Below are 12,425 nucleotides of genomic sequence, written 5' to 3' on the forward strand. Positions count from 1 at the left end.
AAAAAATCCCCTGGCGAGTGAACCGCCGGAGGATTTTTTTCGTTAATCGATCGGATTATTGAACTTTTTCTCCTTCTGTCCGGTTGTAAACTCGACCAGTTCTTCTGGGGTGTTGTTGCCTTTTTTCTTGTTATTGTTTCGTTGGGCGTTGCCGTTGCCAAGCTTTTGCTTACCCATGCTTCCTCGCTCCTTTAAATGAATTCAAGGTGTAGTATGGATTTTTTTGCTGGCGTTTATTCTAAGGTCGGGTGAGCGGCGGACCTTTGTTGCCTGTTCGTAGGCATAGGCAAGCCGGATCAGCAGCGGTTCGTTGAAAGCGGTGCCTGTGAAAGTAATCCCGACCGGCTCACCTTCTTCTGTGTAATCAGTTGGTACCGTAACCGACGGATATCCCGCCTTGGAGGCGATTGTCGAGCCAGCCATTGGAAAAAGCACGACATCCGCTCCGTATTCCTTCAGGGCATAGTCAATTCCCTGTTCCCTAGCCATATATAGATTGAATTCCAGTTCTTCAAGGTATTCTGTTTCTGTCAATTCTCCGCTTGTCGCTTCTGATTCCAGCAGAACTTCCTGTCCATATTTCAGCGTTTTTTGCTCATGTTCATCATTATAAGCAATCACATCGGCAAGTGTTCTGATTGGAATAGTCGGTGTCAGACTGTTCAGATAAGCATTTAGATCTGCCTTGAATTCATAACTTAACACATTGTATCCCCATTTCGCTTTTGCTGCAGGAATGACCGCTTCCATCATCTCCGCTCCCAGTTCTTTCAGTTTTTCTACGGCTTTTTGGAAAATTCGCTCCTGTTCCTTCGTCCATTTGCCAATGTACTCTTCCTGGACTACAGCAATCTTTATTCCATTTAATGCTTTTTTGTCGAAAAGATCGTTATGGTTGAATTCAGGTAATCTTACCATTGTTGCCGGGTCTTGCGAATCCTGCCCGAAAATCGCCTCTAAAAGATATACCGCATCCTTGACAGTTCTCGCCATCGGACCTGCTGTGTCCTGGGTATGGGCTATCGGAATGATGCCCTTGCGGCTGACAAGTCCGACAGTCGGCTTGATGCCGACCAGTGAATTTTGCGAAGCTGGACTTAAAATCGAGCCGTCCGTTTCCGTACCAATCGCAGCCGCTGCAAGATTGGCGGCAATTGATGCGCCAGAACCTGAGCTTGAGCCACCAACGTCGAACTTGCCTGGACCATATGGATTTTCAACTTGGCCGCCTCGTGAACTGTAGCCGCTTTTCATGCCATTTGCCATGAAGTTAGCCCACTCGGTCATATTGGTTTTTCCGAGGATAACGGCACCAGCATCCCGTAGCTTGTAAGCAACAAACGAATCTTTCTCCGCTATAGAAGTCTTCAAAGCTAATGATCCGGCACTTGTATGCATTTTATCACCAGTATCGATATTGTCTTTAACCAGTACTGGGATGCCGTGCAGCGGACTCCTTGGTCCCGTTTGTTCTCGCTCTACATCAAGAGCAGCTGCAATATGCAGCGCATCGGGATTCAGTTCAAGTACAGAGTTGATTGTTTTATCAAATGCAGCGATCCTAGCCTGATACATGAGCACAAGATCATGACTTGTCAGCTCACCTCTCTCCATTTTTTCCTGCATGTCATCGATTGTCGCTTCCGGAAGCCATTCTTCCATCAATGTATGTAAGCGTGGATTTTTCATGTCAACAGTTCCTTCCGATTAATAAACTTTGAAATATATATTCTCGATTTTTAACGAAAATCCCTTTAAATGCAGCAAAAAAGCTATAGGCTCTGATCCTATAGCTTGCACTTTTTTATTTTGCATCGACTATTTTGCCACCGTAAAATTCCTTGAATACTGGATCGATATTCAGCGTAGTACAGAATCGCTTTAAATCCCGCTCTTCTCGTTGATTGACAATCGAGATGACCGTTCCTTTTGCACCTAAACGGCCCGTACGTCCAGAACGGTGGACATACTGGTCCTGTTCCCTTGGAAAATCGAAATGGACGACATGGGTTACGCCCTTAATATCGAGGCCACGAGCTGCAATGTCAGTGACTAGCAACATCTCACTGTTGCCATCACGGAACTTCTGTAAGTATTTCTGGCGATCCTGCTTTGTCAATTCGCTATGGAGCTGCCCAACCGGGATGTTTTTGAAATTCAGCTTCTCGGCAGCGATAATCAAATTTGGAATATCTTTCATGAATACGAGCGACTTTGTTCCATCAAGACGTGCGATTTTTTCAAGAATTTTTATTTTATCACGCTGCTCGCTCCGGAAGTATATATGTTCCACTTTTGCCGCGTCAAATGTATCATCCTTCTTCACTTTAATAATTTCAGGATCATTCGCCAGCCTGCTGATCGCTTTTTCAACAGTCTCAGGCAGTGTAGCTGAAAAAAGGACTAGTTGCCTTTGATCGGCAAGTGTCGATTTTACGATACTCTTTACTGTTTCCATATGCTCAGGGGTCAACAGTTGATCCCCTTCGTCGAGCACGATGATGCGGACTTTATGCATTTTCAGTTTTTTTTGCTTGATCAATTCATTTGTACGGCCAGGGGTTCCGACGATAATGTGTGGGCTCTTTTTCAGCTTGTCCAGCTGCCGGTTTATATTTGCCCCGCCGATCAGGCTTGCCGATTTAATGCCGCTGCCTTCTCCCCACTTTTGGATTTCGCCGAGGATCTGCATGACAAGCTCCTGTGAGGAAGCGAGGATAACTGCCTGTGTATTCTGCATTGTCGTATCGATTTTATTTAAGACAGGAAGTAAATACGCTAACGTTTTACCCGTGCCAGTCGGTGATTCAGCAGCAACGTCTTTTTCGTCTAGCAGTAACGGAATTGTCGCCGACTGAACAGCAGTTAGCGCCCCGAATCCGGCCTTCTCCCAGGCTAGCTGCAGAGAAGGTTTCAATTGAGCAATTATTGGTAGAGTTTCTGACATGTTTTTCTCCTTCACGTAAACATTCTAATATTGATACTAGCTAAAACCTGCGTATAAGTCCAGTATTCCCCCACTGAATCACGTTTTTTCATGAGGTTATACACTCAAGAATTATTTTATTGGCGGAGTTCACAATTTTATTGGCGAAAATAAAAATTTATTGGCGATTTTCACAATTTTTCTAGCAATAATTTTAATATATTGGCGATTTTCAATTTTTATTGGCGAACTGGAAAATCCATGCGTTTTTTTCCAATTCATAAAAAAACATCGGACGAAAAATCACCCGATGTCTTAAATCCTTATTTATGAATCCACACTGCACCAGCAGAGTTGTCTTTCGCTTCGCCGATCACTTGGAACTTGATCGGGAATGTAGCAGGTACTTTCCGTCCTGCATCTGGGATCAAGTCGTTCATGTAAGATTTAGTAGAATCAAACTCTGTTACTCCTGGAAGTCCCTTGTAGTCAAAGATTCCGCGTAACGGAGAATCGATGTACCAGGCTGGTGTCTGATCCATTGAGAATGCTGCATCTGCTACCTGGTAGCGAGTGCTTTGGTAAACGGAAGGCTCCCCGTTGCGCGTGCCAACAATTGCTTCTGGATGGGAATCTACTGGTCCTATGAAGCCTTCCCCTGGGTGGATGCCAACCCAGTTATCTGTGAAGGAATCATCAGCGTACCAAACAACCATTCCAGTGTTATACTTTACGCCACGTCCTTCAAGCAAGGCTTTGTCAGTACCAGCATAGTTTCTCCACTCAAGATAGTAGTAGTGGTCTTTTAAGAAGATTCCGTTCGTTTGGGAGAAGCCATCAAGCGTTACGGCTGCTTCACCTTCCGCATCGTCCGCGAAAACCACTTGCCCGTCGATTGTCAGCTTAAGCTCGTCCATCGTAAATCCTTCTGGAGCAAGGCCGCCATCGGTTACGTATTCAAAAACAAGTTTTACTTTTTTACCAGCAAATTGGCTGAGGTCATACTTTACATCAACCCAGTTGCCTTCCGTCGTATCCATTCCACCAGCAACGTTTTTATCGCCGATTTTGTCGATTTCTACTTCTTTACCATCCACTATTGCATTTACATACACATAATCGTAATCGAATTCCACTTCATAATTTGCTTTGTATGAAAATTCAGCACTTGCTGCGTTTGTTAGATCAAATTCCGGTGTTACAAGTGTTGTATGAAGGTCATCCCCTTTTTGGCTGTAGTAGTACTGTTCGCCAAATTCAGTCTCCATACCCTTTACTTCTTTACCAGGTAGATTTACTTTTACAATTCCTGGGTTATTAGACTTTGTCACACTTTGATCAATGATCGTTGCTAAGCCTTTTGAATCAATGTCTTCATAATTCACTTCTGAAATATTTGCCCAGTTGCCGCCCATTGTCTTTTGGAAGAATTCTTTGTTTTGAGGAGAGAAGTTTGGCGCTTCTGTTCCAGCAATCTTCCCGTTCCAGCTTCCGCCCGACATAATCGACCAAGAAGCTACTGGATCTCCTTGTCCAGTATACTGAGTGTCATACTCATCTGGAAGGCCAAGATCATGACCAAATTCGTGCGCAAATACCCCTACTGCGCCGTCTTCAGGTTCTACAGTGTAATCAAATGCCGCCATTTGTCCGCCCCAGTACGGAACTGCAGCCGTTGTTCCTGGTACGCGGTAAGGTGCGTTTCCTACTGTCCAGCGGTGTGACCAAATTGCATCGTCTCCAAGCTTGCCGCCGCCAGCTTCTTGGCCAACACCAGAGTGAAGTACCATCAAGTGATCCACAAGACCGTCTGGCTCGTTGAGGTTACCGTCACCATCTAAGTCATACGGATCAAAATGATCATAGTCAGCTAAGTCCATTCCAGATTCAGCTGCAGCAACCAAAGCATCCTTAACAAGTCCGCGAGCACCCTTTGCTCCAGGAGCGTTATCATGGCCACCATTAGGATTATCGCCGCCATACTCAGCAGCAGTTCCAGGCACCTTCAGCCAGTCAGAGACTTTGCCTGTTACCGTGTAGCTTCCTCCTGATTGCTCTTCATAATATTGCTTGAATGTCTTTACCTTCTCCCCATTAAAAAGGGTAAAGTCTTCTTCGCCAAACAGCATTTTTTGATAGTGTTCGCGATTAAAGTCATCCGACCACATATAGCCATCTTCCTGATCAATATTATTGTGCGGGAAGTCCGCATACTCGACAAGAAGGACGAGGACTTTATCCTCACGAACGCCCCCATTGTAGTCAGCCTGCTTAGCAGAGTCAACTTTTACCGCTCCATTTGGCTTTCCTTTCTTGAAGTTTTCGTGGCCCTTATCGAGTTGCTTCGCAAGCTTGTCCTTTTGTTTTGAAACAAAATCTTTGGCTTTTTTGTCGAAAGCTTTCTCTTCCTTTGTCAAAGCTTTATCGGACTTGCCTGGCTTTTCCCCTTGTTTCTTTTCGATATAATCATTGACCGCCTTGCTTACTTCTTCCGGAGAAGCTCCTTTTGAAATCAGCCCGCGTTTCTGTAAAGCTTCCGCCAGGCGATCCTGGTCGACGATATTCAGGTCGATTGGTGCAGATTCCAGTGCTGTGGCGGCAGCAACATTCTTTGTTGCTGCTGGTGTACCTTGAAATGACCCAGCAAGTAATGTCGAAGCGAACACCGCACTAGCAGCAACGCTGGAAAGAACCTTCAACGAACTTTTTTTCTTCAAAAAGATTACCTCCTGATAGTTTCCTAGTTTTGATGATACATATTCTGATTGATATTGTAGCAAGATATTTAAATATTGTAAATATTATCAATATAATAACATTTACCTATAGAACTCATGATTCTTTGTCAAAATCAGCCTATTTAAACAGAAATCTAACTCTTTCGGCCTTTTTTTATCGTAAAAACTTGCGTCGAGACATGTATTGCGTCGAAAAATTTTTCTTCGTGTCTCGAAATTTGATTCGATAGACCTATCCTTTTTTCACGAAAAAAAGAGCACAGAAGTCTGTGCTCTCTTTTAATCTATTGATTTACTTTTATTACACGGCCCTCGATTTTCGGGTTCACTTCTCCGTGCGCCTTGATATAGTTTACCAATGCATCCAAATCGACTACATCGATTTGCTTATCAGCAATGGTTGCTAGGATTGCATAGCCATCCCCGCCACCTGCCATGTAGTTATTGACGGTGATAGAATAGGTTTTCTCGATCTCAACAGGTGTTCCATCATTCTTCGTGATCGAAACAATGCGGTCTCCAGCCGCTCTGGAATCATCATAAGTTACCTTCAAACCAGAGATTGGCATGATTCGGACCTTGCTGCCCCATTGCTGCTCAAGCAAGGTTTTGATGACTTCTCCCGTCACGTTCATTTTCACCAGGTCGTTTCCGAATGGCTGCACAGTGAAAGCTTCTTTCCATGTGATTTCCCCTGCGTCAATGTCAGCACGGACGCCTCCTGAGTTCATAAAGGCAAAATCAGTCCCCGTCTGCCAGCGCATGGCATCCGCAACCAAATTGCCCATCGCAGATTCACCAGCAACACTTGTTTCTCGGCTAATATCGGAAGGGGTGGTTCCAATTACTTCGTTCAAAATCGGCGCGACCTCTGATACATAGCTATCGAGTATTGCTTTTATTTCCGGGTCAGGCTGGATTTTGTCGCGGTATGTTGTGACAATTTCAGATTTTCCAGCGATGACATCTTTTGTAACCGGGTTGATCAGTAAATCGACATCAGAAAAAGCGGTACCGGAAGAATACGACTGGACAACAATCTTGCCATCCACTGTTGTATTTGTATAAGCATGGTTATGTCCGCCCAATAACACATCCACTTCGTCATCCACCTTTTGAGCGATGTCCACAAGTTCTTCCCCTGGATTCGATCCATCTTGATTTGAAGTGGATGGATTATGAGCCAAAACAACAATGGTTTCCACACCTTGCGCCTTTAACTCCTCTGTATAGCGGTTGATGGCTTCCGCTTCGTCTGTGAACTCCACGTCAGTGACTGCACTCGGAATGACGATGCTTGGAGTATCGGATAACGCGACTCCAATTACGCCAACGGGAATGCCATTTACATCGATGACTTTGTATGGATCTAAGACATTCTCACCTGTCTCTTTGTAGACAAGGTTAGCGGCAACATAAGGGAAGTCAGCTCCTTCGAATTCCCCGTACTTTTCCACTGTTTTCGGATGGCTTCCACCATTGATCAAACGCAGCATTTCTTCTACACCTTCATCAAACTCGTGGTTGCCGACCGTACCCGCATCAAAACCAAGCTCGTTCAACATCTTGATCGTAGGCTCGTCCTGAAGCAAAGCGGAAACAGGGGAACTTGCACCTACAGCATCACCAGCATGCAGCAGCAAGGTGTTTGGATTAGTCGCTTCCCGTTCTTTTAAATAGGCAGCAAGATAATCCACACCGCCTGCATTAATTTTCGCATTGTACGTGTCCAGCTGACCATGGAAGTCATTGATTCCTAAAAGCTGAAGGGCGATTGGCAAATGGAGCTTGAATTTCGCAAAGCCATTTGCAGCTTCGCCAGCATAGTCAATTAGGCCACTCTCTGGCAGCTCATTTTGTGCATCTGGAGTAGAGGTAAAGGTAATATTCAGATCTTTGCTCACACCAGCAAAACTCCAGTTATTGTCCGCAGAGGGATCAATCGTTCCCACTTCGCGGATATAATCGATGATTGCCTGACGGTTTTCATCTGGATACATTTCTACTGCTGTTTGATTTTTCACACCCGGGAATGTTCCAGTAGCACGATAATTGTTTGTTACAACTAAGAATTCCTGCTCAAGGTTAATTGGCTGCCCGTTGTATTCCAGATTCTTGATACGATTTGCGTCCGCGTTTACTACCTTTCCATTCTTATCATATTTTGCCGGTTCCGTTACATCGATTTCGTAAGTCACGCCATCGATTACATCATAATTGTAAACCGGGAAATCCGGATTGATCAGCGCTTGTTCCCCCGTGCTGTTCTCATCAATAAGGTTGAACTGTCCGGCAGACATTTCAAGCCATTCCTTTACATCGCTTCCTTTGATTTTGATCGTTGACACGGTATTTGGATACAGATAAAGATCGGCTACATTCTTAATCGCAATCGTACCTGCCGGGATGTAAGTATAGTCACTTGCTCCGCCTCTGCCTGATTTGAATGGAGCTCCAGCGGAAAGGATCGGCAGGTTTTCATCGGGAGTGCCTTTGATTTGCTTTTCTACATACCATTTCTGGGCATTCGTCACGATCTGAATGGATGGATCATCTTGAACGAGCGCAAAATAGCTGTTGATATTGGCAGCAGTTTGGCCAACAGGCTGGCGGACATAATTCACTGTCCCCTCATGGTCTTCTTTTACAGCAGCTAAAATTTCTTCGTCTGCGTCTGCCAATGATGTTTTCGTTGCTTTGTCATAAATGGCCCTTACCTCAGACTTGGAATTTTTCACATTCCATTTGCCTTTTTCCTTGGCAATCGTTAAGTCCATCACGCCAAGCTGATTGCCCCAGTTCCCTGCCATAACAACAGGTACACCATTGATAGTTCCGTTTTCCGAATCCACACCAGGCAAGTCAGTAAAGCTGCCAGGAAATGTTAAGTGGTTATGTCCGGTAATGATTGCGTCAATGCCATCAACTAGGGAAAGGTCATAGGCAGCGTTCTCTTCCATTTCCACCACTTTTTCATCGCCAATTCCAGAGTGGGCTAAAGCGATGATGATGTCAGCACCTTCTTCCTTCATCTTCGGAATTTGCGCTTCAACTGATGTTACAATGTCCTTTGTAACCACCTTGCCATCGAGATTGGCTTTATCCCATTGCAAGATTTGCGGCGTGACAGCACCTACAACGCCTATCTTCATCATTTGTGTTTTGCCGTTACTATCCGTGACCTTCTTGTTAAAAATCGTATAAGGCTTAAAGTAATTTTCATCATTATCAGGATTATCGTCGCCATCATCCTTGAAAACATTGGCATTTACATATGGCATTGGCGCGTCATCCAGCACCTCATCAAGATAATCCAAACCGTAGTTGAATTCATGATTGCCGACGGTAGCTGCATCATAATCCAATAGTTCCATCGCTTCAAAAACCGGATGCATTTCCCCATCTTCCAGCACATCAACCTTGGCTTTATAGTCGCCAAGCGGATTGCCCTGAATTAAATCGCCATTATCAAAAAGGAGATTGTTCTTGCCCGGTTTTTCTTCTCTCGCCTGTTTGATGAGCGTGGCTGTTTTGGCAAGACCAAATTCATTTGTCTCGGCATCCTTATAATAATCATAATTATATAGGTGCGTATGAATATCGGTCGTTCCCATGATCCGAAGCTGTACCTCGTGCTTTCCTGGTTGTGCAGGTTTTCCGGCATGACTAGGTTTTCCAGCAGCAAATGCTGTATAGGAAGCTGGTCCTGCCAAAACTGACAATGCCATTGTCGTAGCAACAACGGTTTTTCCTAACTTGCGCAAAGGCTTCTTCAAGAAATTCATCTCCTTAATAAGTAAATTGGTAGAGTACGAGTTAATTATAGTAGGAATGGACAGGAAGAAAATGAACTAATGGACCTGAATTTTCTTAACTTTTTGTAAAGTTTATCTGTCAATTCAGGACTTACCTCCTGAAAATTACGAACACCGCCAGAAAAAAAGCACTGTTGACGAATTGTATTTTTATGCTTTTTCTGCAAAAAAGACTAACATGGATATATGATTAAAAGTCGATTTACGTGGTAATGTATAAAAGAATCCGTTGGGAGTGTTTTTGAAATGAAGGAGTTAGTAAAAGAACTAATCCTGATAGACAGCTCCACCGTGGAAGGGGCCAATCAGGCGATCGAGTTTTGCAGACAATGGCTAATTGAGCAAAAATTGAAACCGAGTTTGATAGAGAATAATGGCTATAAAATGCTCGTATGCGAGATGGGCGAAGGGGATAAAACGCTTGTATGGAATGGCCATGTAGATGTTGTCAGCGGAAAAAAAGAACAGTTTGTGCCAGTTGAGAAGGATGGCAAACTCTATGGCAGAGGCGCAGCCGATATGAAAGCTGGCGTTGCAGCGATGATGTTCGCGATGAAGGAATTACTGGATCAAAAACTCGGAGTGAAAATCCAGCTGCAAATTGTCTCAGATGAAGAAATCGGTGGTCAAAATTGCACAGGCTACCTTGTCGAAAATGGCTATCGCGGTGATTTTGTGATCGCCTCAGAACCGACCCAGCTCGGGATCGCCTTGCAGGCAAAAGGTGTCTTAAGACTGGAAGTAGACGTAATTGGAAAATCGGCGCACGGAAGCCGCCCATGGGAAGGCGAGAATGCAATTATCAAAGCGTTCCAAGCCTACGAAAAGCTGCTGGAATTGCCATTCACAAAAGAAAGCTCAGCGTTTTACCAATCGCCATCCATTAATCTTGCCATCATCTCTGGCGGTGAAGTTTTTAATAAAGTACCAGACCACTGTGTCATGTCCCTTGATATTCGCTATCTTCCCGGTCAAAAAGCAGAAACCATCATCCAACAAATTGAGAGCATTGTCGACGGTACCATTACTGTTGGGTTAAAAGGGATTCCTGTCGCGACAAAGTCGGACGATCCGTTCATTACGAAACTAAAGACCGTTTTAGAAAAGCATACGGACGGTGACGCCATCTTATTCGGCCAGCACGGAGCAGCAGACACCCAGTATTTCGCAATCCATGGAATCCCGGCTATTGAATTTGGACCAAGCGGTGCAAACTGGCATGGAGACGATGAGTTCGTGCTACTTGAATCGCTGGAAAAGTATAAAAACATATTAATAGAATATAGTAAAACGTGGTAAGAAAAACCGGGCAAAAACCGCCCGGCCTTTTTTTGGTTTGGCTGATAATCGATTTCCACTCCAGACACTTGCTTTCCGCGGGGCGACAGGTGAGCCTCCTCCTTGCTTCGATCAAACCTACTCCGATAGCAACCGAGCCTACACCATCCAAATAAATAATTTTACCCCAAACCCACACAGGCTCGGTTTTTTGATAAGAACGTAGAACCTGTCAAAATAACGAGGCTTTCTTGAAAACTTTTCGCTCTACACACCCAAACCTGCTGTTTTTTTCTTTTTGCCCAACTCGAGCGCCTGGGAGTCTGTCTGTCGGAGCGAAATCCACGGATTTTTTTATTCAAAAAAAACGATTGAATAGGAATAATGACAAATTTTTCATTGGACAGACTCATATGCCTTCGAGTCGCTTGTGCTTTTCTTCCTGCTGAAACGATATTTCTTGCTCCATGAATAAATTAATAATCCCGAAACGAAAAGAATTTGCAGCAAAAAGACAACTGAATCCCAAAAGCGGAGACTAGTCACCGGCGCCAAAAAGCCCGGTATCATAATATGGTTCACTGCGAATACCATTTGCGGAACATAGTAGTAGCCGGTGATGGCGATGGTCAAGACGACTCCGACCAAATAGAAACTTGAATAAGCACGAACAAACCGTTCCTCTCCTGCAAATGTTTCCGTTTGCGGCACCCGCAAAAATGGCAGCCAGCGCGCCAGGAAATTTCGGCCGTTTTCCATCAAATTATAACAGCCCGTCCTATTCTCGATCACATAATAAAGATCCGTTTTCATAAAAACAGCTGCCTGATAAACTAAGCGAATGAAAGTATCCAGCACCACCAGCTTTAATAAACCGACGAGAAGTGCATTTTCACTTGTAAACATTTGCCCCAGCAATCCTATAAACAACACAACAGAATCAAAATACATTCCAGCTAAATAAAGCTTATTCCGCTTGTCAGCCGGAAGCTTCCAAACGTGAGACATATCCGTTTCCAACACCACCAAAAAGAGCCGATGCCCGACTTCTATCTTAGCAGGCAGACCTTCTGATCTAACTGCCAAAACATGGCCGAATTCATGGAGCAGGACAAGAACAAACGTAATGATCAGCACTACAACAATATTCTGCAGCATAAGGTCAAAAACGAATAAATCCGAGTAACGCGGAAACAATGCAGGATTGTACAAAAGTAAACCAATACTAGCAATCAATAAAGCGAGATAAAGATAAGAGCTGAAAGAAGGGAAGAAAAAACTGCCGAGATTTTTGGGAATCCAATTAAAGCCCGTTTCAGAATTAACTTTTGGAGCTTGTGTAATAGCTACACCATTAATTTCACTCACTAAATCAAAATCTATCAATTGGTTGACAAACCCAATAATATCTATATCCTCTTCTGGGTACTGTAGAATTAATGACTTTTCTATTTCTTGAAGTGGAATATCCTTGTTTATTAACTCGATAGCCGAAATGCACACCTCTGGCATTTCGTAGAAAGCACTTGTCAATTCGTCTTCCACTATGAAATTTTTTTTTTCATTTCTAACTTTCAGTGGTATAAGTGAAATTTTTGAAGTATAGGTAAGCTTCATATAAGCCTCCAAATATTAAGAAAGGGATAAGGCGATTAACCTTTTCCCTTT

Annotated in this window: 7 protein-coding genes; 1 reads left to right on the plus strand and 6 read right to left on the minus strand. The window is 43.9% G+C overall.

The features are described from left to right. Positions 1-42: 42 nt before the first annotated feature. The 5 genes from UB32_RS20690 to UB32_RS06185 all read right to left on the minus strand — a co-directional run bounded on the left by UB32_RS20690 (position 43) and on the right by UB32_RS06185 (position 9,440). Positions 43-177, minus strand: coding sequence for a hypothetical protein (locus UB32_RS20690; RefSeq protein WP_260983522.1), 135 nt, complete (start codon positions 175-177; stop codon positions 43-45). A gap of 24 nt (positions 178-201) precedes the next feature. Then, on the minus strand, positions 202-1,689 hold the full coding sequence (locus tag UB32_RS06170) for an amidase family protein (RefSeq protein ID WP_044392111.1): 1,488 nt from the start codon (positions 1,687-1,689) through the stop codon (positions 202-204). Between the two features lie 115 nt (positions 1,690-1,804). Beyond that, complete coding sequence (locus UB32_RS06175; RefSeq protein ID WP_044392113.1) at positions 1,805-2,947, minus strand: DEAD/DEAH box helicase; 1,143 nt, start codon at positions 2,945-2,947, stop codon at positions 1,805-1,807. A 302-nt stretch (positions 2,948-3,249) separates the two neighbouring features. Beyond that, a complete protein-coding gene (locus tag UB32_RS06180; protein WP_044392115.1) occupies positions 3,250-5,643 on the minus strand; it encodes an immune inhibitor A domain-containing protein in 2,394 nt (797 codons plus the stop codon). Positions 5,644-5,948: 305 nt separating this feature from the next. Beyond that, a complete protein-coding gene (locus UB32_RS06185; RefSeq protein ID WP_241768433.1) occupies positions 5,949-9,440 on the minus strand; it encodes a bifunctional 2',3'-cyclic-nucleotide 2'-phosphodiesterase/3'-nucleotidase in 3,492 nt (1,163 codons plus the stop codon). A gap of 285 nt (positions 9,441-9,725) precedes the next feature. On the opposite strand from UB32_RS06185, the gene UB32_RS06190 reads away from it, so the two are divergent. Next, the gene (locus UB32_RS06190; RefSeq protein ID WP_044392119.1) at positions 9,726-10,778 is read left to right on the plus strand and encodes a M20 family metallopeptidase; all 1,053 of its coding nucleotides are present in this window, start codon (positions 9,726-9,728) and stop codon (positions 10,776-10,778) included. Between the two features lie 375 nt (positions 10,779-11,153). On the opposite strand, the gene UB32_RS06195 is transcribed toward UB32_RS06190, so the two are convergent. Further along, positions 11,154-12,374 carry a hypothetical protein gene (locus UB32_RS06195; protein ID WP_044392121.1) on the minus strand — a complete coding sequence of 407 codons (1,221 nt, stop codon included), beginning with the start codon at positions 12,372-12,374 and terminating at the stop codon, positions 11,154-11,156. Positions 12,375-12,425: the final 51 nt, after the last annotated feature.

Source organism: Mesobacillus subterraneus (assembly GCF_000934845.1).
GTDB classification, from domain to species: domain Bacteria; phylum Bacillota; class Bacilli; order Bacillales; family Cytobacillaceae; genus Mesobacillus; species Mesobacillus stamsii.

Bases quoted from the DNA above. Each gene is read 5' to 3' on its own strand.
- UB32_RS06195 (WP_044392121.1), bottom strand. From the start codon at position 12,374: ATGAAGCTTACCTATACTTCAAAAATTTCACTTATACCACTGAAAGTT.
- UB32_RS06190 (WP_044392119.1), top strand. From the start codon at position 9,726: ATGAAGGAGTTAGTAAAAGAACTAATCCTGATAGACAGCTCCACCGTG.
- UB32_RS06170 (WP_044392111.1), bottom strand. From the start codon at position 1,689: ATGAAAAATCCACGCTTACATACATTGATGGAAGAATGGCTTCCGGAA.
- UB32_RS06175 (WP_044392113.1), bottom strand. From the start codon at position 2,947: ATGTCAGAAACTCTACCAATAATTGCTCAATTGAAACCTTCTCTGCAG.
- UB32_RS20690 (WP_260983522.1), bottom strand. From the start codon at position 177: ATGGGTAAGCAAAAGCTTGGCAACGGCAACGCCCAACGAAACAATAAC.